The sequence below is a fragment of the Parabacteroides sp. AT13 genome (assembly GCF_002272965.1).
In the GTDB taxonomy this organism is placed as follows: domain Bacteria; phylum Bacteroidota; class Bacteroidia; order Bacteroidales; family Tannerellaceae; genus Parabacteroides; species Parabacteroides distasonis.
Genome location: NZ_NQMH01000002.1, coordinates 101,310 through 124,880, shown reverse-complemented (window position 1 = coordinate 124,880; position 23,571 = coordinate 101,310). Strand labels below are relative to the sequence as shown.

16 protein-coding genes are annotated in these 23,571 nt (G+C 44.8%); 8 read left to right on the top strand and 8 right to left on the bottom strand.

Annotated features, from left to right (window positions below; translation table 11 throughout):
- Positions 1-107 precede the first annotated feature (107 nt).
- Positions 108-4,571, top strand: a complete 4,464-nt coding sequence (locus CI959_RS14805; protein WP_057317734.1) for a translocation/assembly module TamB domain-containing protein — start codon at positions 108-110, stop codon at positions 4,569-4,571.
- Here CI959_RS14805 and CI959_RS14800 read toward each other — a convergent pair.
- The 3 genes from CI959_RS14800 to mtgA are packed head-to-tail and all read right to left on the bottom strand — an operon-like array spanning position 4,528 to position 6,873.
- The gene (locus CI959_RS14800) at positions 4,528-5,460 is read right to left on the bottom strand and encodes a tRNA-dihydrouridine synthase family protein (RefSeq protein ID WP_005855693.1); all 933 of its coding nucleotides are present in this window, start codon (positions 5,458-5,460) and stop codon (positions 4,528-4,530) included. The two genes, CI959_RS14805 and CI959_RS14800, sit on opposite strands and share 44 nt — an antisense overlap.
- 1 nt (position 5,461) lies before the next feature.
- A complete protein-coding gene (lipB, locus tag CI959_RS14795; RefSeq protein WP_005855691.1) occupies positions 5,462-6,127 on the bottom strand; it encodes a lipoyl(octanoyl) transferase LipB in 666 nt (221 codons plus the stop codon).
- Complete coding sequence (gene mtgA / locus CI959_RS14790) at positions 6,073-6,873, bottom strand: monofunctional biosynthetic peptidoglycan transglycosylase (RefSeq protein ID WP_011966042.1); 801 nt, start codon at positions 6,871-6,873, stop codon at positions 6,073-6,075. Before mtgA ends, lipB begins: the two co-directional genes overlap by 55 nt.
- A 140-nt stretch (positions 6,874-7,013) precedes the next feature.
- On the opposite strand from mtgA, the gene CI959_RS14785 reads away from it, so the two are divergent.
- The gene (locus CI959_RS14785) at positions 7,014-8,672 is read left to right on the top strand and encodes an AMP-binding protein (RefSeq protein WP_005855687.1); all 1,659 of its coding nucleotides are present in this window, start codon (positions 7,014-7,016) and stop codon (positions 8,670-8,672) included.
- A gap of 50 nt (positions 8,673-8,722) precedes the next feature.
- On the opposite strand, the gene CI959_RS14780 is transcribed toward CI959_RS14785, so the two are convergent.
- Positions 8,723-9,232 carry an RNA polymerase sigma factor gene (locus CI959_RS14780; protein ID WP_005855686.1) on the bottom strand — a complete coding sequence of 170 codons (510 nt, stop codon included), beginning with the start codon at positions 9,230-9,232 and terminating at the stop codon, positions 8,723-8,725.
- Between the two features lie 265 nt (positions 9,233-9,497).
- On the opposite strand from CI959_RS14780, the gene CI959_RS14775 reads away from it, so the two are divergent.
- Positions 9,498-10,877, top strand: coding sequence for a nodulation protein NfeD (locus tag CI959_RS14775; protein ID WP_005855684.1), 1,380 nt, complete (start codon positions 9,498-9,500; stop codon positions 10,875-10,877).
- Positions 10,878-10,883: 6 nt separating this feature from the next.
- On the opposite strand, the gene CI959_RS14770 is transcribed toward CI959_RS14775, so the two are convergent.
- Positions 10,884-11,519: a helix-turn-helix domain-containing protein gene (locus tag CI959_RS14770; RefSeq protein ID WP_005855682.1), complete on the bottom strand. Its 636-nt coding sequence runs from the start codon at positions 11,517-11,519 to the stop codon at positions 10,884-10,886.
- 70 nt (positions 11,520-11,589) lie between these two features.
- Here CI959_RS14770 and CI959_RS14765 point away from each other — a divergent pair, with 70 nt between their 5' ends.
- Entirely contained in the window at positions 11,590-13,860 is a 2,271-nt protein-coding gene (locus tag CI959_RS14765) for a cation:proton antiporter (RefSeq protein ID WP_005855680.1), read from the top strand.
- A 17-nt stretch (positions 13,861-13,877) separates the two neighbouring features.
- Entirely contained in the window at positions 13,878-14,630 is a 753-nt protein-coding gene (gene kdsB / locus CI959_RS14760) for a 3-deoxy-manno-octulosonate cytidylyltransferase (protein WP_034527937.1), read from the top strand.
- 16 nt (positions 14,631-14,646) lie between these two features.
- Here the strand turns inward: kdsB and CI959_RS14755 are convergent, their stop codons facing one another.
- The 3 genes from CI959_RS14755 to CI959_RS14740 all read right to left on the bottom strand — a co-directional run bounded on the left by CI959_RS14755 (position 14,647) and on the right by CI959_RS14740 (position 20,139).
- Complete coding sequence (locus CI959_RS14755) at positions 14,647-16,371, bottom strand: DUF6057 family protein (RefSeq protein ID WP_036630262.1); 1,725 nt, start codon at positions 16,369-16,371, stop codon at positions 14,647-14,649.
- A 248-nt stretch (positions 16,372-16,619) separates the two neighbouring features.
- Positions 16,620-18,521, bottom strand: coding sequence for a membrane protein insertase YidC (yidC, locus tag CI959_RS14745; RefSeq protein ID WP_057317569.1), 1,902 nt, complete (start codon positions 18,519-18,521; stop codon positions 16,620-16,622).
- A gap of 10 nt (positions 18,522-18,531) precedes the next feature.
- Complete coding sequence (locus CI959_RS14740; RefSeq protein WP_005865380.1) at positions 18,532-20,139, bottom strand: CTP synthase; 1,608 nt, start codon at positions 20,137-20,139, stop codon at positions 18,532-18,534.
- Between the two features lie 416 nt (positions 20,140-20,555).
- Between CI959_RS14740 and CI959_RS14735 the strand changes: the two genes are divergently transcribed.
- The 3 genes from CI959_RS14735 to CI959_RS14725 all read left to right on the top strand — a co-directional run bounded on the left by CI959_RS14735 (position 20,556) and on the right by CI959_RS14725 (position 23,560).
- The gene (locus tag CI959_RS14735; protein ID WP_057317570.1) at positions 20,556-22,100 is read left to right on the top strand and encodes a DUF3078 domain-containing protein; all 1,545 of its coding nucleotides are present in this window, start codon (positions 20,556-20,558) and stop codon (positions 22,098-22,100) included.
- A gap of 101 nt (positions 22,101-22,201) precedes the next feature.
- A complete protein-coding gene (locus CI959_RS14730; RefSeq protein ID WP_005855668.1) occupies positions 22,202-22,618 on the top strand; it encodes a SoxR reducing system RseC family protein in 417 nt (138 codons plus the stop codon).
- A 9-nt stretch (positions 22,619-22,627) separates the two neighbouring features.
- A complete protein-coding gene (locus tag CI959_RS14725; RefSeq protein WP_005855666.1) occupies positions 22,628-23,560 on the top strand; it encodes a Fe-S cluster domain-containing protein in 933 nt (310 codons plus the stop codon).
- Positions 23,561-23,571 lie beyond the last annotated feature (11 nt).

Below are 23,571 nucleotides of genomic sequence, written 5' to 3'. Positions count from 1 at the left end.
TCTATCGCGATATTGTTGTAGATTTGCGCTAAATAAATAGAAAAGATATCAGAGGACTTAAATACATAATCATTACCCTGCTTACATTATTCTGGATATTCTATGCGTTGCCGGGCATCTTACTGAGAATTCCTTATATTCAAAACAAAGTATCAGAAGTAGCCACGACCCAGTTATCCGGCCACCTCGGTGTGCCCGTAAAGATCGGTAACGTGGATATCGAATGGTTCAATCGCCTAGTACTGGAAGGGCTTTATCTGGAAGACCAAGACGGGAAAGTCATGTTCGAGGCGAACCATGTGGCGGCGGGATTCGAGATCATGCCGTTACTGGAAGGGAAGTTCGTCTTCACGACGGTACGTTTGTTCGGTTTCTCCTTCAACCTACGAAAACATACGCCCGAAAGCCCCTTGAACCTGCAATTCGTCATCGACGCTTTCGCCAGCAAGGATTCGATAAAGAAAGAGAAGAATATCGATCTCCGTTTCAACTCCATCATGATCCGAAGAGGTAATTTCAGCTATAACGTGGATAGCGAGAAAGAGACCCCGGGAAAGTTCAACGCCAAGCATATCGATATCAAGAACCTGAGTGCCAAGATATCCCTCAAGGCTTTTAACAAGGACAGCGTGAACGCCCATATCAAGAAGATGAGTTTCGATGAGGCATCCGGTTTCTCCTTGAATAAGTTATCGCTGAACGTGGTCGGGAACCGGGATAGCGCTTTCGTGCAGGACTTCGAGGTACGCTTGCCGCAGACAAACTTGAAGATCGGGCGTGCCCGGATCGATTTAAGCGAGATCGATAGCCTTCCCGCTCTCTTGAACAACGCTCCGATCGATTTGAATATAACACCTTCGCAAATCTGCCTGAAAGACTTATCCCCTTTCGTCCCGGCGTTCAAGAACTTCGCCGACACGATTGAGTTATCGGCCGAGGCAAACGGCTACATCAATAATTTTAACTTGAAGCGCCTCACCTTGAAGTATAGCGATAAGATGCTGTTTATCGGCCAGATGGAACTGAAAAACATCACCTATCCTGAGGAAACGTATCTTTTAGGGAAGGTGAATAAGATGTATATCACGACAGACGGCATCTCCAGTCTGGCCAATAACTTCAATGAGCGTCCGAAGAGTCTCCCGGCCCCGGTCGTCAAATTGGGGACGATCAATTTCACGGGCGAGATATCAGGCTTTTTTGATAACCTAGTCGCTTTCGGAAAATTATCGTCTTCCATCGGCTCCATACAGACAGACTTGATATTCGGTAGCAACAAGGATAAGAATATAGCCGCTTACCTACGGGGACGCATCGCCTCCAGCAGCTTGCGGCTCCATGAGTTATTTGGTGAGAATAATCCTTTCGGGGAGGCTCGCTTCGACATCAATATCGATACCCGTAGACCTGTTGGCGGAAATTTCTCCGGAAATATCCAAGCACAAGTCAAGGAGTTCGATTATAAAGCTTATAAATACAAGGATATAAATCTTTCCGGTAATTTCAGGAAGAGTAGTTTCGATGGGACTATCCATGTAAACGATCCCAATGGCGAGTTACACGCCCAAGGCATCTTCCAGCACCAAGGGCAAAACTCCTTGTTTAATTTCACCGCCCGCCTCGATCATTTCCGGCCGGACCGATTGAACCTGACAGACAAATATGAGGCGCCGAATATCTCCTTGGCTTTAAACGCGGATTTCACCGGAGATAATATCGATAATCTGGAAGGTAGCATCACGTTGGACAGTCTTTCTTTCGAGACCACTCCCAGCAGCTTCTTCCTTAAGAAATTCGAAGTAGTTGCCTCGGGGCATAGTCTCGACCGGCAATTAACCATAACGTCCGATATCTTGAATGGAGAGGTCACCGGGTCTTACTCATTCAACACGCTAATCCCCAGCCTTATGAATACGTTCAAGGGATATGTGCCAGCCTTGATCAACACGACCCAGAAAAAACAAATCGTGAAAGAGAATAACTTCGCCCTCCTATTAACGATCGAGAATACGGAAGCGCTTTCTACGACATTAAAACTACCGTTCACGATGGTGCAACCCGGACGGATCACGGGACATTATAATAATATTTATAATAAGTTCCGTATCGAGGCGTGGCTTCCGAAGTTCAATCTCGGGAAATCCATGTTCGAATCCGGCTACTTGGTTTGCGACAATCCGAACGATAAGGTAAACCTACAATTAAAAACGATTAATTATAACGACAAGGGACTGCGTAACTACCTTGATATCAAAGCAGACGCTAAAGATAATCTGGTGAACACCCTGATTGGCTGGGCGAATAATAAAGAGCGGTTATTTAAGGCCGACATCTCCGCCTCTACCCTTTTTGTCGAAGAGGAAAGCGAGAAAGGGCCGGCCAAGTTACGTACGGAAGTCACGTTGAATAAAAGCCCCCTCATTATTAAAGACACGCTCTGGACCATCAATCCGGCGAATATAACGATTCGTGAGGGCAAGATCGGTATCGAGCATTTCCGGGTAGATCATGAGACCCAGTATTTATCTATGGAAGGGACGATCTCAAAAGATCCGGCAGATACTTTATTGGTAGACTTGAAGCAAATAGAGCTGAGTTATGTCTTCGACGTATTGAATATCCCAGTCTTGCAATTCGGAGGTGAGGCTACCGGTAAGTTCTACGTGAATGATTTATTCAATAGCCGTATGCTAAACACGGATCTGGAAGTAAAGAATTTCTCATTCAACCAAACCCCCTTGGGTCGCCTCAATCTCTTCAGCGAATGGGACGACGCACAGAAAGGTATCCTTATGCTGGGAAGCATCTACAAGAACGACAGCACTTGGACGGATGTAAACGGCTATGTATTCCCGGTCGGACCCAATGCGGGGCTATCCTTGTATTTCGATGCCAATGATATCAATCTAGCTTTCTTGCAGCCCTTTGTCGATACGGTCGTAAAGAACTTGCAAGGCCGGGGATTCGGAAGTATACATTTGCACGGCCCCTTTAAGGAGCTGAATGTCGAGGGAGATGCCTATGTCATGGATGGAGGGGTAGGCGTTGATTTCTTGGATACGTATTATACCTTCTCCGATTCCGTCCACCTTGACTCTACATCCGTCAATTTACGGAATATCACGGTCAAGGATCAATTCGGCAACCTAGGGAAAGTCAGCCTCAAGTTCAACCATTTGCATTTCCGGGATTATAGCTTCCTCGTAAACGTGCAAGGCAATAATATGTTGATGTATAACGCCAACCAGAAAAAGAATCCGCTGATTTACGGAACTGTATTCGCCAGTGGAACGGCGCAGATCAAGGGTAACGGTAAGTTGATCGACTTTGATATTAATATGAAAAGCGAACCTAAGACCGCTATTTATCTGGACTTCATGAATAAGAACTCGGCTACGGACTATGATTTTATCACGTTCGTCGATAAAAGCAAGTTGGCCGCTAACGTAGATTCCACGTCCACACACCCATTGAATATCGTACACGAGACAGACGAGGGAGCCGAGCTACGAATGAACTTCCTCCTTGATATCACACCCGATGCCGATATAGAGCTAATCATGGACCCGATAGCGGGAGACCGTATCAAAGGAAACGCCAGTGGAAGTTTACAAATACAATATGGAACAAGAAGTGATCTTCGTATGTATGGCGACGTGAATATCGTACAAGGAAACTATAATTTCAGCTTACAGCAAATCATCCATAAAGACTTTAAGATCAGAGACGGTAGCACGATCAATTTCCGTGGCGATCCCTTTAATGCCCATATGGATATCAATGCGATCTACAATCTGACCGCAAATATCGGAGACTTGGATCAGAGTCTCTTACAAGAAAGTTCTCGAACAAACATACCCGTCAATTGCGTCTTAAACCTTAAAGGCGCATTGCGCAGCCCGTCTATTTCCTTCGACTTAGAATTTCCGAACTCTAACGAGGAATTAGAGCGTCAAGTCAAAGCGTTTATAGACACAGAGGATATGATGACTCGGCAAATTGTTTATTTGCTGGTGTTAAATAAATTCTACACACCAGAATATGCCCAAACGAGTTATAAGTCTAGCGAGTTAAACGCCGTGGCTTCATCCGCTATCTCAGCGCAATTATCCAATCTATTAGGTAGTTTCACGGATAAAGTACAAATAGGGACAAACATACGAGCGGGACAGGACGGTTTCAAGGAAGACACGGAATATGAGATGATATTATCCAGCCAGTTGCTAAACAACCGCTTATTGATCAATGGTAATTTCGGTATGAGAAATACGGTCACTACAGGCAAAAATAACACTTTTATCGGAGAGTTCGACCTAGAATATAAGTTGACCCCCTCCGGTGAGATCCGGCTAAAGGCTTATAACCATGCCAGAGATATGTATTTCGGCCTGAAGCAAGCATTAACCATACAAGGTGTAGGTATCATGTACCGGAAAGACTTCACGAACTTCTCTGAGATTTTCAGGAGAAGAAAGAGGCCTCTTTTACCCTTGATCCCCAAAGACTCTACGAATGTCCCTCCCGTAGTCAAAGACTCAACAAATCTTTCACTGCCGACTGATAAGAAGTAAGGGAAGTACTTTTCAATACTTTCTTGCGAAGCCTTTTATCGGCCTCCGGCAAAAGATAATCCCAGATTGTCTTCATTTTAGATAATACCTGATGCTCGCCACCTTCCAACCGGGCAGCATATTCATCCATCAACGACTCATGGAACATGACTAGTTTATCCCGCCTCTCATTCACGGTCAAGACCTGTCCGGACACAAACTCAGTGGCCAGCCAAGGAGAGGCCAATAACCCTCGTCCCAGCATGATCCCGGCAAGCCCCGGAAAACGCTCCTTTATTCCTCGGATATCTTCCAGCCCCACTAAATCTCCATTATAATATAAGGGAAGTTCACATTCATCATAAAAACGAGAGAATCCATCCCAATCGATAGCTCCTTTATATTGCTGTATCCCTAACCGGGGATGCAAGGTTATATGCTTCAAAGGTAACTTATTTAATAAGGAAAGAAGCACGAATGACTCGTCGGTACACTCCCACCCCAAACGCATTTTCATAGAAAAAGAAATATCCGGGAACTCCTCAATCGTACGTAATAAAGACTCGGCCTCTTCCTTGTACCGCAAAAGTCCCGAGCCTCTATGCGCACGGACCTGCATAGGGAAAGGGCATCCTAAATTAATATCCGCTTCCTTGTATCCATTCTCTTGGAATAAACGCACGATCGGCCGAAACTCGTCTGGTGTGGAAGCGATCAATTGCGGTACGACATGTACCTGCCTATTTCTATCGCAAGCGATATCCTTCAAGTCCTTATTCCGGAAACCACCTTTCTCTATCCTTACGAAAGGAGTATAATAGGTATCTACGCCCCCGAATACTCGGGTATGCGCCTCTCTATAAACCGAATCAGTATATCCTTGCAAAGGAGCGAAATGAATGACTGCCATATCAAGCGAAGATTTCCATGAAAATCGATCTCAATTGACTTTTTGCCAACTCAAAGTCTTGGGGTACCCCCAACTCCATAGCCAAGGAGGTAACGCCTTTATCCGTAAAACCACAAGGGTTGATCAATGAAAAGTAACTCAGATCCGTATTTATATTCAAAGCAAAGCCATGCATCGTAACGAACCGGCTGCTTTTCACGCCAATCGCACAGATCTTACGGGCACGCCCCGGTACTTCAGGGTCTAGCCATACACCCGTCGCCCCTTCCAAACGTTCCCCTTTCAAGTCGTAAAGCGATAGGAAACGGATGATCGTCTCTTCCAGCATATGGATGTATTGTTTCAATCCCAGATTCCAATATTCCAGATCAAATACCGGATAACCGGTAATCTGTCCCGGCCCGTGATACGTTATATCCCCCCCTCTGTTTATATGGTAAAACGAGACCCCTCGTTCCCGTAAAGTTTCCTCGGGAATAAGCAAATTAGAGTCCTTGCCACTTTTACCGATCGTCAAGACCGGTAAATGCTCACAAAAGAATAATTGATTATCCTCTTTCTTTCCCGTTGCCTTCGCATCCAATAAGACCTCGAAAGCAGCTGTCTGATATTCTAACGCATCGGCATAAGCGATTCGTCCCAAGTCATGATAACGGAAGCTCTCCATTTCTTTCTTTTTTTAACCTTTCCGGTACCGGGATCAACTTGCCCGGCACCATATCCCATTTCTACTTTTATCAGTTTTCCCATTAAGGAAATTATTTTCGCTTGTCGTTTCAGCATATAAGGTGACGGTTTAGCAGAATTAAACTTCCGGGGATTTGGAAGTGTGGCCGCTATCAAGGCTGCCTCGCTTTTGGTCAATTGGTAGGCATGCTTACCGAAATGAGCCTCCGCTACCGCCTCCGCGCCATAGATGCCCTCCCCCATCTCTATCGAGTTCAGATAGACTTCCATAATACGTTCCTTTCCCCATATCCATTCGATCAAGAAGGTAAAATAGACCTCGATACCTTTCCGTAAATAACTTTTCCCCGGCCAAAGAAATACATTCTTAGCGGTCTGCTGGGAAATCGTGCTGGCACCTCTTACCCTTTTACCTTTCTCGGCCTCGGCCCGTGCCTTCTGGATTTGTTCCACATCAAAGCCATTATGCTCCATGAACAGGTTATCCTCCGACGCTATGACCGCTTGAACCAAAGGCTGGGCGATCTTGGATATAGGAACCCACGTATGATCGAGTTTCATTTTCTTCCCATCCTGATGCTGCTCATACATACGAATAAACATCAATGGCGTATAATATACGGGTACAAATTTATATACCATTACCGCCAATATACTGGATACAAACAGGAAGATCAACAGATTCCTGCACCAGATCCATATCCGTTTTACCAGAGGTGCTACCATATTCTTCTATTTGGAGAGGCAAAGGTAAAGAATATTTCAGTTTCCGGCAGACTGAAACTCATAATTTACAGAAAAGGCACTATCTTTGGCTTTTGACAACTTTCCACCCTGTCATATGGTTATTTGATAAATAAATTAGTATGGAGAATCGTTTTTTAGGACTCATAGAGAATAGCATCAAGGAGCATTGGGATCTCCCGGCGTTCTCCGATTATAATGGACATACCTTCCATTATAAAGATGTAGCTCGTCGAATTGAGAAATTTCATATTATCCTAGAGCATGCCGGCATTAAAAAGGGGGATAAGGTGGCTTTAGTTGGACGGAACTCCTCCAACTGGGCGATCTGTTTCTTCGGGATCTTGGCTTATGGAGCCGTAGCCGTGCCTATCCTACATGAATTCAAACCGGATAATATACATCATATCGTAAATCATTCCGAGGCAAAGGCAGTCCTTGCCGCTTCCAGCAACTGGGAGAATATGAATGAACGCATGATGCCTGACGTGAAACTGTTCATGATGCTGGATAACTTCTCGATCATTCACAGTAAAAGCAAAGAAGTCCGGGTAGTAAGAGATCGGATTAATGAATATTTCGGTAAAAAGTACCCTCGTTCATTCACGTCGAACGATGTTCGGTATCACGTGGAAAAGCCGGAAGAATTAGCGGTACTTAATTATACTTCCGGAACCACCAGTTTCTCGAAAGGGGTTATGATCCCCTATCGGAGCTTATGGAGTAATACGCAATTCGCTTACGACAATTTACCGTTCATCCATCCGGGTGATAATATCGTATGTATGCTTCCGATGGCCCATATGTACGGATTGGCATTCGAGGTATTGAATTCCGTGAATAAAGGCTGCCATGTACACTTCCTCACACGTACCCCCAGCCCGAAAATCATAGCGGAAGCTTTCACGACGATCAAGCCGGCGCTGATCCTAGCCGTACCTCTGATTATCGAGAAAATCATCAAAAACAAGGTATTCCCCGAACTGGAGAAGCCTTTGATTAAATTGCTCTTGAAAGTCCCCTATATAGACCAGAAAGTGCTGGATACCATTTCCGCCAAGTTAACGGCGTCTTTCGGAGGAAACTTCGGGGAGATCGTTATCGGAGGAGCCGCTATCAATAAAGAAGTGGAAACGTTCCTTCATTCCATCCATTTCCGCTATACCGTAGGCTACGGGATGACCGAATGTGGCCCGCTAGTCTCCTATGCGCAATGGGATGAGTTTAAGCCCGGTTCCGTAGGACGTATCGTCGACCGTATGGAAGTCCGCATCGATTCAGAGGACCCGGAAAACAAGGTGGGAGAAATATTGGTGAAGGGTATGAACGTGATGCTCGGTTATTACAAGAATCCGGAGGCTACGAAAGCCGTTATGATGCCTGACGGATGGATGCGTACCGGCGATCTAGGAACCCTCGATAAAGATGGATTTTTATATATCCGCGGCCGTAGTAAAACCATGATTCTAGGCCCCAGCGGACAAAATATCTATCCGGAAGAGATCGAGGATCGCTTGAATAATATGCTATATGTAGCGGAATCGCTCATCATCTCCCAAGGAGGTAAACTAGTCGCCCTCATCTATCCCGATTGGGAGCAAGTAGATAAGGCAGGTATACAACATTCCGAAATCGAGAAGTTGATGCAGACCAACATTGACCAAGTAAACGAGGAGATGCCGAATTACAGTAAAATCACCTGTTTCAAGCTGTATCAAGAAGAATTCGAGAAAACACCCAAAAGAAGCATCAAGAGATATTTATACCAACCGGCCGAATAAAAAGAAAGCCGTCTTTTGTTAAAGACGGCTTCTTTTATATAAAGTAAATTTTATCCTTGACGAAAATCTTTTAAAACTTTTTGTAATTCTTGTCGAGCGAAAAAAATACGGCTCTTAACCGTCCCCAGAGGAACATCCAGTTTATCAGCGATCTCATTGTACTTATAGCCGCTCAAAAACATAGAGAATGGAACCTTCAACTCATTGTTCAAACCGTTGATCGCTTTCGTGATCTCTTGAATTTGATAAGCGCCATCCGGAGAGTCAAAACCTGAATCGTTCACGACATCCAAGTTATATAAGTCGACACCTTGATCTACGACAGTTTGCGTGCGAACGATCTTGTGATAATTGTTAATGAAAATGTTACGCATCACAGTCAAGACCCAGCCCTTAAAATTGATATTGTCTACAAATTTTTCTTGATTGTCTAAAACCTTCAGCGTTGTGTCCTGCATCAGATCTTGGGCATCATCCCTATTCGCTGTAAGCATAAGCGCAAAATTCATCATGTTTTCTTGCATGCTCAATAATTTTTTCTGAAATTGCAACGCATTCATATTTTTACTAGTTAAATAAAGTTTAATACTGTATAAGTATTATCCCTCAAACATTGAAGGATGCAACAAATATATAAATTAAAAATGGAGATATACAGTTCTTTGATAAATATTAATATTAAAAATCGTAACTTAATATTTTTGTTGTAAATCTTACTGAAAATGAGTATTATTTACAAGTTGCACAAGTTACAAAAATCAACATTTACAACAAGCCAGTTACAATTTTCAACCAAATATTAAAAACGAATATAATACAAACAAGATGAAACGTTTATTAACAATATTAACAGCTATAGTATTAATACTTGCAATCTCTCTTCAATCAGAGGCTAAAGAGAAGTCCTTAATATATACGATTGATATAAAAAAAGAGATCGATAACACCACGTGGATTTATCTCCATAACGGATTATCAGAGGCTAAGCAATTGAACGCCGATGCCATCTTATTGCATATGAACACATACGGCGGATTACTGGAATCTGCCGATTCTATGCGAACGGCTATTTTATATAGTCCCATACCAGTATATGTATTTATCGATAATAACGCAGCTTCAGCAGGTGCTTTAATTTCCATAGCATGCAAGAAAATCTATATGCGGAAAGGGGCGAATATAGGTGCGGCAACGGTTGTCAATCAAACGGGTGCGGCTCTACCTGATAAATATCAATCTTATATGCGTTCCATGATCCGTTCGACGGCTGAGGCACAAGGGAAAGATACGCTTATACAAAACGGCGACACGATCTATAAATGGAAAAGAGATCCTTTAATCGCCGAAGCGATGGTCGATGACAGAGTGATCGTCCCCAACCTCATCGATAGCGGTAAGGTATTAACACTTACCTCTCAAGAAGCACTCAAATGGGGTTATTGCGATGGCATCGCCGAGAGTCCGGATCAAGTAATCACAGAATATATCGGATGTAAGGACTATGAGATTAAAAGTTATGAACCCTCATGGTTCGATAATGTAAAAGGTTTCTTTATGAGTCCGGTAATACAGAGCTTATTAATCATTATTATCATCGGTGGTATTTACTTCGAGATGCAAACCCCGGGGCTTGGTTTTCCATCCGCCGCCGCGATAATAGCGGCTATCCTTTACTTCGCTCCTCTCTATATGGACGGGTTGGCTGAAAACTGGGAAATCCTGTTATTCATTCTCGGCGTTATATTAATAATGTTGGAGATATTCGTGATCCCGGGCTTTGGCATAGCGGGGATAAGTGGAATTATTCTCGTGGTCGGCGGACTTACGATGAGCTTACTGAACAATACTGTTTTTGATTTTCAAAACGTATCTGGAATGGATACGGGCAGAGCCGCCTTAACGGTTCTATTAGGTCTGGGTATCGGATTCACGTTAGTGATATGGTTATCCAACAAAATAGGACATAAAGGACCGCTAAAGAAAATGGCATTAAACGCTGATTTGGAAAAAGCGGTATCCAGCCCCAATTTGACACAACTGATCGGAAAAGAGGGCACGGCCGCTACCGTTTTACGTCCTTCGGGTAAAGTATCTATCGAGGGAGAGTTGTATGACGGCGTATCGGAGTCTGGCTTCATCGAGAAAGGGACTCCTATCAAAGTCGTCAGATTCGAGAGCGCGCAAGTCTATGTAATCAACCTATAAACGAGTCTATGCGATCCGTTTATAGGCAATACATTTATCGATCACGACATATTCCATCGCTCCCATAGCCATCAAATCACTTAGGATGTTACGGGCCGCATAATAATTGATATGGGCGATACGGCAAAATTGCTTTATGCTGATATAAGGATGCTCGTCGAGCCAAGAAAACAGGATCTCGACGGGCTTACTTATTTTCAGCAATGTACCTTCTTTGGTTTTCTGCTTCTTCCATGCTTGCATGAGGACTTCGTTCGCTAATATATTCTCGTCTGCAACCCGGATATAGGCCTTGTATTTATCGTCTTTATCCGGTGCCGTATGCGGTTTCTCATCGCTTGGGGCGATATAGACCTCCAATACGGTCTTCCCGTTGACATCCCAGCGCTTAGCTGTAAACGGCACCTCGGGATGCGTATACATTTTAGAAGCAGCCTCGATCATATAATATTCCTCCTCACTTCTCACACCGGAAATAGCGCCGTTATCCTTCACTCCAATCAGCAGCCGCCCGCCATCTGTATTCGCGAACGCACTCAATGTCCGGGCAATCTTCTTGCTGTCGCTCACCTCAAACTTGAAATCAAGTTGTTGATGTTCCCCTTGCTCTATAAGCGCTTCAATCGGATGTTTCTTCTTCATTTTGGCTTCTGTTTTGAGACACAAAATTAAAATAAATACCTAACTTTGGCAATCGAAAAAACAATAAACGATGTCTCAGATACCTGCGCTAATATCAGATCTTGCGGTCATACTCATATCCGCCGGGTTGGTTACCCTGTTATTCAAAAAGTTAAAGCAACCGGTCGTATTGGGGTATATCGTAGCCGGAATACTCGCCGGACCTTCCATCGAGCAAATACCGACAGTTACAGATGTGGAAAGTATCCGTATCTGGGCTGATATAGGCGTTATCTTCCTGTTATTCGCTTTGGGGCTCGATTTCAGTTTCAAGAAGTTGATGAAGGTGGGAGGAACCGCCGTCATTGGAGCCATAACCGTTGTTATAGGTATGATGACAGCGGGATATATCACGGGCTTATCACTGGGTTGGGGACATATGAACAGTCTTTTCCTCGGAGGTATGTTATCGATGTCTTCCACGACGATTATCTTCAAGGCATTCGACGACATGGGATTGCGTAACCAACGATTCGCCGGTGTCGTATTCGGTATCTTGGTGGTGGAGGATCTATTCGCCGTATTATTAATGGTATTACTTTCTACCGTAGCGGTAAGTAAACACGTGGAAGGCATGGAGATGCTGGATAGCGTGGTCAAATTAGGCATTTTCCTTTTATTCTGTTTCGTTGTCGGGATCTATTTGATCCCCTCTTTTCTGAAAAAGGCAAAAAGCTTCCTAAATGAGGAGACTCTGTTGATCGTGAGCATCGGGCTATGCCTTGGTATGGTTATGATCGCCACAAAAGCCGGATTCTCATCGGCTCTCGGAGCTTTTGTCATGGGTTCTATTTTGGCCGAGACCATTGACGCTGAACGGATCGAGCATTTGGTAAAACCCGTAAAAGACTTATTTGGAGCGATTTTCTTCGTGTCTGTAGGCATGTTAATCGATCCTCAGATGCTCTGGGAGTACAAAATCCCGATTTTCATTATCACGCTCGTAGTCATGGCCGGACAGATTTGTTTCGCCAGTTTCGGAGTATTACTGTCCGGACAACCGATAAAAATAGCCATCCAGTCTGGTTTCTCGTTAGCGCAGATCGGAGAATTCGCCTTCATCATCGCAGGTTTGGGACTATCATTAAACGTGACGGATCAATATCTGTATCCGATCGTTGTCGCCGTATCCGTGATCACGACATTCTTCACACCTTATATGATCCGGCTAGCGGAACCTACCTACAAATGGGCGGAGCGGATCATACCGGAGAATTGGAAACAGTTCTTGGAGCGATATTCATCCGGTTCCAATACGATCCGTCAAAAAAGCGCATGGAATAAGTTACTAAAAGCCTTGGTCCGCATCGTCGGTACTTATACCGCCGTCTGCCTAGTACTTATCTTTTTATGGCTACAAATCGTGACTCCGTTCATCTGTAAACATTTGCCCGGCATCCAAGGAAGTCTAATCTCCTTGATCTTAATCCTAGCTCTGATCTCCCCGATGTTGCGGGCGATCATGATGAAAAAGAATCATTCCGTGGAGTTCCAGCAATTATGGAACGATAATAAATATAACCGGGGTCCCCTAGTATCACTCGTGATCCTCAGAATCCTGCTCTGTATCGGTCTCGTCATGCTTCCTGTCGCACGGTTATTGAATGCTGCGCTAGGAATTATGCTGGCGGTCGCCTCCGCTGTTATCGTATTAATGATATTCTCCAAACGGCTAAAGAGGCAGTCGATCTTGATGGAACGGCATTTTTTCAGTAACCTTGTAGCGAGAGAAATGGAGCAAGAGCGAAAAGCCCCGATTAACCAGCGTTTCGCGAACCACTTATTAGAACGAGATCTCCATTTAGCAGATTTCGAGGTGAAGCAGAATTCCCCCAGTATGGGAAAAAGCCTGAAAGAATTAAACTTCAGGCAAAAGTGCAACGTAAATATCGTAACGATTATCCGGGGAGAGAAGCGAATCAACATACCGGGAGGAGACGAGCGGCTCTACCCGTTCGATAAACTGGTAGTAGTTGGCGCAGATGATGATCTGGAGCACTTTAGGAAATATCTGGAGGAACGCTACAAGAAATCATACGCCGAGCAATCGAACACAAGAAAGGAAGAGATGAATATGGAGCAAATCATTATCTCGGAAGGTTCCCGATTGATCGGCCGCTCCATCATAGAGTCCGGTATCCGTGATAAAGCCGCTTGCTTGGTAATCGGTATCGAACGTGGAAGTAGCTCGATCAAGAATCCGCCTCCTAGTACGGTTTTCGAGGAAGGAGATATCGTATGGATCGTAGGCGAACGGGATAAGTTGATCCAGTTAAGTGAAGGAAAAGTAGTAACCAGTTAACAAAATGATATAGAATGATGAAGTTTATAGGAATTATTCCGGCGAGATACGCCTCTACCCGTTTTCCGGGGAAGCCATTAGCGGATATGAACGGAAAGCCCATGATACAACGTGTATATGAGCAAGTAAAGGATGTCTTAGACTCCGTTTGCGTAGCTACCGACGATATCCGGATAGAGAATGCGGTTAAAACCTTCGGCGGCCAAGTCGTCATGACCTCCGATCAACATCGTAGCGGTACGGATCGTTGCTACGAGGCTTATCAGAAAATAGGCGAAGGGTATGATGTGATTGTCAATATCCAAGGTGACGAGCCTTTTATCCATCCCGAGCAAATCCAGACGATCAAAACCTGCTTCGCCGACGCAAACACGCAAATAGCGACATTGGTAAAGCCTTTCCGTTCGGACGATGATTTCGAGAGTACCCTATTCAATCCCAATTCCCCGAAAGTCGTACTCAACAATAACAACGAGGCTATGTATTTCAGTCGATCTATTATTCCTTATATCCGGGGCAAGAAATATACGGAATGGTTGCCGAGTCATACCTTTTACAAGCATATCGGGTTATATGCCTATCGTGCGCAAGTGCTGAAAGAAATCACCCAATTACCTCAATCCGCTTTAGAACTGGCGGAAAGCCTTGAGCAATTACGCTGGTTGGAAAACGGATATAAAATCAAGGTCGGCATCACAGAGCAAGAAACGATCGGTATAGATACACCGGAGGACATGGAGAAAGCCTTAGCCTTCCTTGCGAACCGCTGATCACTTACACTATTATTCAATGAATATAGTCAGAGTAGTACCAATAGGTGGAGGAATAACGTTCTCGTAATTCCTCCTTTGCTTTTCTACCCGATTTACAATGGATGTAATCTTGGTAATTCTCGATAACATCTTGAGGTATCTGATAACCGGCCACCTCCTCGTCCGAGCTTTTAGATAAGACTTGTACCAAAGCCTCCTCATACAAACGGGGTACAACCTCAAATTTTCCTTTATAATAAGTATCGAACGCATTCTTAAAACTATTCAAATTCTCGTTCAGTAAATAATAGCACAACAAATAATCCAATGCCTGTTTATTTTCCGGATATTCCGCCACCAAACTTGACAGTACGCCCGGATAATCGGATATGGACATTAGTATGTCGTGCTCTCGCTCCCAATCACTTTTCCTCGGCAAACGTTTCTCCATCGACAAGGTCTCCTCACCCTTCAACTGTTCCTCCTTCGACCTTGCCCATGAGTGATAAAATAACGTCGCGTCCAATAGGTTCAGGTATTTTCTAGCCTCCTCAATATCCCCTCGCCGCATATCAATCTCCACCAGCCGCTTGATCTGCCGTACACTTCTTTGTTTAGGGCTGAACAAGATTCCTTCGATCGCCCGGTGACGGGCCATATCCATATCTCCCAATTGATAATACACCTCATTACTGAAAAACACGGGAAGTATAGAAGACCTCAAATCGATCGGTAAGAACAAGGCGTCCGCCCCTCGTTGATAATGATCCATCAAATTCTGGGGCAACTCGTTCTTCTTGGAGAAAGCGATATTCCTATAATAACTTACCAAGATATCGGGAGAATCAAATCCGGCAGACAAATCCAAGACTCGCTCCCAATCACCCCTATAGATCGCTTGGTCTACTGCCAGAACCTTTTCCCGCTTCCGGTTCGTACCCGCTATAACAAATGAAAAGAATCCAAATACGACTAAAAAGGTTATAAGCAAGCTATGCCGGTTCAGACGTATCCTACGTATACTTTTAATCTCCAAAGCGAATATCTCTAGAATCAACGCTAAAGCGGGGAAATATACGCTCAAGCCATCCACATGGGAATATTTATAGGCCTCCTCAATGCTCAATCCATAAAAATGACGCATGAACAACGGATATAAATAACTCGATAACAAAAGAGAAAGCCAGAACCACCACCGTTTCCTATTCTTGGCTCCCTCATAGAATATCACCATCAAGGAGAAGACAAACAGCCGGCTACCGACCATGCTATAAATTATGGGAAGAAGTATAAAAGCCACCCAAACGGACGTTCTCTTATTCTTAATCCGGATGTATCCCAAGAAGAGCCATAGCACGAAAATCAACGTAAGCGTAGACGCTATACTATACGACAACCGGCAAATCAATCCCCACTCTAACGCTACCGGAAACAACGCATATATGGAGACCATATTACCATTTCCGAACTTGCGTAAAACCCGCATAGAGTAATACCATAAGAGCAACAACACGCACGTCACGATTAACGGACCTATCACAGTCAAATGGAAGAACTGTATCAAGAAATTCCCCACATAACAGCTCAACCAAGCCGGCTCATCCCAGAACGAGATAAAATAATCGGTGGTATACAAAAAAATCCTCATCTGCTCTTTGAAGAACAAATGGTTTGGGTAAATCCATTGAAAGAAAGCAAAGCATACTACGAAGAATATTCCCGCTATTACCCATTGAAGCGATCGTTCATTTTTTGTCATTGACAAAATCCCTTATTTATAACCTCCCTATTTCCTCAATATAGAAAAAATCAATTTCCTCATCAATCTTTTGAATACAAAACAATGCAAACAAACAAAAAGTTTTGAATAAATACAAATAAACAAATAGAATCATGATCAAGACGTCTTGTTTTTCAAGTAGAGGAGCCAAGATATACAAAAAAGTCCCTTTATCTACCAATAAGCAGATAAAGGGACCTTTTTCAAGGACAACAATTACTATTATCCTATCGTTTTTTCTTAGCCTCTTGTTGTTTACGCAACGTCTCCTGCTGTGCTCGTTGAGCCTCTTCCAGACGTTTCATGAAACCGGATTTCTTCATCGGTTTCCGTTTGTTTGCCTCCAACTTAGCTAACAATTTATCCTCATTGATCGTATAGCGGAAGATCAATGTCTGCACGATTGTGATCAACGTAGAGATGAAATAGTAATACGTCAAACCGGAAGCATACTGGTTGAAGAACACCAAGAACATCAACGGCATCATGTACATCATGGCCTTCATGCCCGGCATCTGTTGCTGCCCGGTATTCGTCATCTCCATATTATACTTGGTATAAAAAATATTCGTGATCGTCATCAACAAACAGAACAAACTGATGTGATTTCCGAAATACGGAGTGATGATCGGAATATATTTATTCCAACTAAAGATAGCGTCGTAAGTAGACAAGTCGTGCGCCCAAAGGAAACTCTGGTGACGTAACTCGATCGCCGACGGGAAGAACATGAATAAAGCGATTAAGATCGGCATCTGCAACAACATCGGCAAGCAACCGCTCATCGGGCTCGCCCCCGCACGGCTATATAGCTCCATCGTCGCTTTCTGCCGTTCCATAGCCTTATCCTGTCCGGGATACTTAGCGTTGATCTCCTCCACTTGCGGACGCAATACACGCATCTTGGCGGACGACATATAAGACTTATACGTCAACGGGAAAAGGATGATCTTCACGATGATAGTCATCAAAAGAATCAAGATACCATAATTATGGATAAACTTACCCAAGAAGTCGAACAAGGGGATCACGAAATATTGGTTCACCCAGCGGAAGATACCCCAGCCTAGCGGAACCAACTTCTCCAGATCCAGTTGCTGCTCGGCAGAGACTCCCTTATCGAAGGACTTCAACAAGGCGAACTTATTCGGTCCGAAATAAAAGGACAGGTTCGTGGCCTCCTTACCTTGCAAGTCGAAAGGTACGGAAGCGGTCGTCTTGAATTGTTTCAACACATCCCCCTCCGGAATCGCTTTCGAGTCTAAGGTAGTAGCCTCAAAGCCCTCTTGCGAGATCAATACGGTAGAGAAGAACATATCCTTATAACCGATCCATTTCAAGCGGTTCGGGATCTGCTTGCTGTCACTCTTCGACTCGCTCAGGTGTTCCACGTCGTCCGCCATGAACTTGTAGTTCAAGGTCACGTAGCGATCCTCAAACTTACGTCCTTTTTCCTGTTGGCGGATATCCTGCACCCACAATAAATCCAAGGCATTCGTGCTCGGTGCCAAGACACCGTTCAATCCCGTACCCAGAATCTGGTATTGCACCATATAATCATCCGGTTTCAAGGTATAGGTAAAATCCAGATGACTACCCTCGCCGGTGTTCAAACGCATGATCACGGAATTCGGGTCATTCCCTTTAACCGGGGTAAAATACAAATCGCTCGTATTCACGACACGGTTCGTAGCCGTGACCAACGTGAAATTAAAATTAGACTCTTTCTCGTCGAACAAAACGAGAGGCTCGTCATTATACGTATCATACTCCTTCAAGCGTGCGTAACAAATACGTCCGCCCTTATTGCTGATACGCAGCTCGACCACGTCATTTTGCAGGGTCGTGTAATCTTCCGTGCCCACCATAGCGTCGCCGAATACGCCGAAGCTCTGCTGCAAACGTTGCGCCCGTACCGAGTCCGGCAGGTTCTCCAACGAATCCTCCACTAAAGCACTCTTGTTCTCTTGTTTCTGCAACTCCAGTTGCTGAGCATACTCAATCTTCGCGATTGAATCTTGGTAACGGCGCTGTGCCTCCAACTGCTCAGGCGTTGGCCTGTTGAACCAGCTAAACGCGAATAATACGACACCGATCAGCAGAAAACCTATTAATGTGTTTTTATCCATTTATCACCAATTATTTTTTATTTTCGATAGCAGCTTTCACGAAGCTGAGGAAAAGAGGATTCGGATTCACCACGGTACTGTTGTACTCCGGATGATATTGAACGCCCACGAACCATTTCAAGGCGGGGATCTCTACCACCTCTACCAGATTTGTCTCCGGATTCTCACCCGTACACATCATACCGGCGGCCTCGTATTGCTTCTTATACTCGTTGTTGAACTCGAAACGATGGCGATGACGCTCTTGGATATGCTCCTTGCCGTATGCCTCCAATACCTTGGAGCCCTCTTTCAGCGTACAGTCGTAAGCGCCCAAACGCATGGAACCTCCCATATTGGTAACGTTCTTCTGCTCCTCCATCAAGTCGATCACCTTATGTGCCGTATTCGGCTCCATCTCCGTAGAGTTGGCATCCGCCAAACCTAACACGTCACGCGCAAACTCGATCACCATGCACTGCATACCCAAGCAGATGCCCAAGCAAGGGACATCATGCTCACGAGCGTATTTGATAGCGGCAAACTTGCCCTCGATACCTCTCTGCCCGAATCCGGGGGCGATCAAGATACCATCCATATCCTTCAATTGCTCGGCGGCGTTCTCGTTATTTAATTTCTCCGAATGGAACAAATGCAAATCCAGTTTATGATGATTGTAAATAGCGGCTTGCAACAAAGACTCGTCGATCGACTTATAAGCGTCTTGCAATTCCACGTATTTACCAACCAAACCGATCTTCACCGTATCCGTAGCCGTGCTCTTCAAGGCAAGGAATTCCTTCCAAGGCTTCAACTCCGGAGTCGGGCCGACTTCCATACCGACCTTACGCAAGACCACCTCGTCCATCTTCTGGCGTTGCAATACCAAAGGAACCTCGTAGATCGTCGGTACGTCGATCGACTGGATCACGGAATCCTCGGCCACGTTACAGAACAACGCCACCTTACGTAACAAGTTCGCATTCAGCTCATGCTCCGTACGTAAAACCAACACGTCTGGCTGGATGCCTAACTCCTGCAATTGCTTCACGGAATGTTGCGTAGGCTTCGTCTTATACTCTTTCGCCGCCGCGATATAAGGCACATAAGTAAGATGTACGCAAAGGCAGTTCTTACCCAGCTCCCATTTCAACTGGCGAACGCTCTCTATGAAAGGCAGAGACTCGATATCACCCACCGTACCACCGATCTCGGTGATCACGAAGTCAAATTTATACTTGCTACCCAATAATTTCACGTTACGCTTGATCTCATCCGTGATATGAGGCACCACCTGCACCGTCTTACCCAGATAATCCCCCTTACGCTCCTTGTTGATCACGCTTTGATAGATACGTCCGGTAGTGATATTATTCGCACGGGTAGTCTGGACATTCAAGAAACGCTCGTAATGGCCCAAGTCCAAGTCAGCCTCATGTCCATCGACGGTCACGTAACATTCCCCATGTTCATAAGGGTTCAACGTACCCGGGTCGATGTTGATGTAAGGATCAAATTTTTGGATAGTAACCTTGTAACCTCTTGCTTGAAGGAGCTTACCTAAAGAAGCGGAAATAATACCCTTACCTAAGGAAGAGACCACGCCGCCTGTAACGAAAATGTACTTTGTATCTGCCACGATAGTAATATTTTAGTTATCTTTTTAATTGCACACCTGCATTTCGAAACCGCAAAGTTAGCGATTTTCATCGAGACATGCCAAATTTAATGTTTTTATTTCTCGCTGAATATCTCCAGAACTGACCCGGGCTTCGGCAGGACTCTTCCGATTCCCGACCCGAAGCCCGGCACTAAAGACAGTACTTCTCATGGAATTACTTCGGTACTACGCAGGAAGTACTGAAGTACTTTGAGCGAAGTATTCCAGTACTTCCAGCGGAGTACTGAGGCAAGTCCGTAAAGCCTCGTTAGACACACCTGCTTTGCCTCAGTGATCGTAACTTTTGCCCAGATAAATATCAAATCGTATGTTATATATCATTCTTTTTAGCTAATTTTGCGACCACTACAACTAATAGATGTAAATAAGGTATTATGATGATGAAGAGGCATGGTGTGTATGCGCTATTATTACTTTCACTAATTGGAGGCTCGGCATACAGCCAAGAGAACCAGCTAGTTACCGGAACGATAGTTCAACGTCCCGCACAGCAAGTCGTATCGGATGATACGATTCCCGCGATCAATCTTAGCGAAGAGGAATTAGACAACATCGTAGACATTCGTAAGCAATTCGAGAAGCAAAACAAGACTTACTCGGCGCCCTTGGCCCCAAGCACGAATTTACTGCGTTTCTTGAAGAAAGACGAGCTGGAAATCTCGGACGAGGCGATGTATTGGGCCCGTCTGGTACGAGACGCCTCCACGATTTTCGATAATACGATGACCTTCCGGGATACCGTGATCGTAAACCCTTTGTTCATGCCGATCGTTTTCCGGGGAGATTATTTACCCGAGAACTTGATATTCTACAACTTCGATTCGTTGAAGGAGAGGACTCCCTATGATAACCTATACCGGGCAGATTCCATTTTCAAAGATCTGGAACGAAACAAACAATTCGAGGAGATGGCTTACAAATATGTACAGAACAATTACCCGACTTATTTCCGCTACTCCGAGAGGGATCTGCCCAATGAGGTAATCAAACCTAAATTCATCAAGAAGAATATTTATGAGGACTTGCCGATCAAGGTGGAGGCTGATGCCAATTTTGAGGACGTAGACGCTCCCGCCCGCTTTATCCCGGAGCGGAGATACTGGATATCGGCCTTCGAGAGCGCCATCCAATTCTCCCAGAACTACGTTTCGGAGAACTGGTATAAAGGTGGAAGTAGCAACTTGAACCTGTTCACCAAGAACAATTTAAAATACGACTATAAGAAAGATAAGGTACAAGTAACGAACGAACTGGAATTCAAAGCCAGTGTATATACGGCACCGAAGGATACCTTAAGGAACTATAAGATCGGTGACGACGTATTCCGTATACACAGCAACGTCGGCTACCAAGCGTTCAACAAATGGTACTATACGTTCGACGCTGAGTTCAAGACCCAGTTCTTCACCAACTACCAAGAGAACGAGCGCATCAAACAGGCCGCATTCCTAGCCCCGTTCTCTATCAACTTCGGTCTCGGTATGAAATACGAGCTGGAAAAACAATTTACCGACAAGCATAAGAAGATTAAATTCAGCACCAACTTGGCGCCGATCTCCTATACATATATGTATACGACACAAGAGATCGATTATAGCCGTCACGGTTTCAAGAAAAACGAGGAAACCGGTGAGTTCAATAACAAGCTAAGCCAAATAGGTTCCACGATCCGCGCAGACCTCGCCTTCGATTTCAACCGTAACGTAAGCTGGCAATCCCGTCTTTATTTCTTTACCACTTACGGCGATCATACCATCGGGGAGTTCGAGAATACCTTGGTTCTGGCCATCAGCCGCTTTTTCTCCACACGTATCTATTTTCACCTTAGATACGACGATGGAGTGGAAAAAACAGAGGATAACAAGAGTTATTTCCAGCTTAATGAGTTGTTAAGTTTCGGTTTTAATTACAAATGGTAAGCTAGGATTTAAGATTTCGAATAATAAACTTTGTTAATCGTGACATAGTTTCTAAATTATACTTACTTTTGCCTTGATTTTGCAATGTCGAGATTACAAATATGAGCGAAAGTATAAATCATACAGGATTTGTAGAGAAGATCGATGGCGACACCGTCTTCGTCCGCATTACCCAACAATCCGCATGCTCGGGATGCCACGCACAGTCTATGTGCTCGGCATCCGAGAAAAAGGATAAGATCATTGAGGTACCCGATCGGTCGGGACGGTTTCACGTAAACGAGGTAGTGATAATATGCGGACAAAATTCCATGGGACTTCAGGCCGTATTGCTAGCATTTGTCATTCCTTTGGTGATAGTCGTGGGGGCCATCGTAATCGGGACGAATCTACAATGGGACGAGACCACGAGCGGGTTAACCGGTTTATCGCTTTTACTGCCTTATTACTGTATACTATACTTAATGCGTGACAAACTAAAAAGACGATTTATATTTACTTTGAAAAAACTTAATTGATAATATATCATGATTTTAATTGCCGTTATTTCATTAGGAGCAATCGGGGCGGTCGGAGCGGTTTTCCTCTACGCTGCTTCCAAGAAATTTGAAGTCTACGAAGATCCTCGCATCGCACAAGTACAGGAAGTCCTTCCCGGGGCGAACTGTGGAGGTTGCGGTTATCCGGGTTGCGCCGGATTCGCAGGCGCTTGCGTAAAAGCTGACTCATTAGACGGATTGCTCTGCCCCGTTGGTGGTGGCCCGGTCATGGCCAAGGTCGCTACAATACTGGGTAAAGAGGCGGGTACAGCCGAACCCATGGTAGCCGTTGTCCGTTGCAACGGAACTTGTCAGGCCCGCCCACGTACAAACTCTTATGATGGAACGAAAAGTTGCGCCATCGCCTCTACCCTTTACGGAGGCGAGACGAATTGTTCTTTCGGTTGCCTAGGTTATGGCGACTGCGTGAACGCCTGCGCTTTCGACGCCATCCACATCAACCCGGCTACGGGAATCGCCGAGGTAGACGAGGAAAAATGTACTTCCTGTGGTGCTTGTGTGAAGGCTTGCCCGAAGAATATCATCGAGCTAAGAAAGAAAGGACCTAAATCACGCCGGATTTACGTGTCTTGCGTAAATAAGGACAAGGGAGCCGCCGCTCGCAAGGCTTGTGCCAACGCTTGTATCGGCTGTGGCAAATGTGCCAAGGAATGTCCGTTCGAGGCAATCACCGTAACAAATAACGTAGCTTATATCGATTATACGAAGTGTCGTTTATGCCGCAAATGCGTGGCTGTATGTCCGACAGGAGCTATTCATGAGCTGAATTTCCCTCCTCGCAAGGAAGCCGCTCCCGCTCCGAAAGCGGAGACCGTGAAACCGGCGCCGAAGGCAGAGGCTACCGTGAAACCGGAAGCCACACCGAAAGCTACAAGTGAAGAAAAAACAAATCTAAATTAAAATCTAATAGT

Bases quoted from the DNA above. Each gene is read 5' to 3' on its own strand.
- lipB (WP_005855691.1), bottom strand. From the start codon at position 6,127: ATGGAGAGCTTCCGTTATCATGACTTGGGACGAATCGCTTATGCCGAT.
- CI959_RS14780 (WP_005855686.1), bottom strand. From the start codon at position 9,232: ATGAATGCGTTGCAATTTCAGAAAAAATTATTGAGCATGCAAGAAAAC.
- CI959_RS14770 (WP_005855682.1), bottom strand. From the start codon at position 11,519: ATGAAGAAGAAACATCCGATTGAAGCGCTTATAGAGCAAGGGGAACAT.
- CI959_RS14735 (WP_057317570.1), top strand. From the start codon at position 20,556: ATGATGATGAAGAGGCATGGTGTGTATGCGCTATTATTACTTTCACTA.
- CI959_RS14775 (WP_005855684.1), top strand. From the start codon at position 9,498: ATGAAACGTTTATTAACAATATTAACAGCTATAGTATTAATACTTGCA.
- CI959_RS14755 (WP_036630262.1), bottom strand. From the start codon at position 16,371: ATGACAAAAAATGAACGATCGCTTCAATGGGTAATAGCGGGAATATTC.
- CI959_RS14765 (WP_005855680.1), top strand. From the start codon at position 11,590: ATGTCTCAGATACCTGCGCTAATATCAGATCTTGCGGTCATACTCATA.
- CI959_RS14800 (WP_005855693.1), bottom strand. From the start codon at position 5,460: ATGGCAGTCATTCATTTCGCTCCTTTGCAAGGATATACTGATTCGGTT.
- kdsB (WP_034527937.1), top strand. From the start codon at position 13,878: ATGAAGTTTATAGGAATTATTCCGGCGAGATACGCCTCTACCCGTTTT.
- yidC (WP_057317569.1), bottom strand. From the start codon at position 18,521: ATGGATAAAAACACATTAATAGGTTTTCTGCTGATCGGTGTCGTATTA.
- CI959_RS14785 (WP_005855687.1), top strand. From the start codon at position 7,014: ATGGAGAATCGTTTTTTAGGACTCATAGAGAATAGCATCAAGGAGCAT.
- CI959_RS14725 (WP_005855666.1), top strand. From the start codon at position 22,628: ATGATTTTAATTGCCGTTATTTCATTAGGAGCAATCGGGGCGGTCGGA.
- CI959_RS14730 (WP_005855668.1), top strand. From the start codon at position 22,202: ATGAGCGAAAGTATAAATCATACAGGATTTGTAGAGAAGATCGATGGC.
- mtgA (WP_011966042.1), bottom strand. From the start codon at position 6,873: ATGGTAGCACCTCTGGTAAAACGGATATGGATCTGGTGCAGGAATCTG.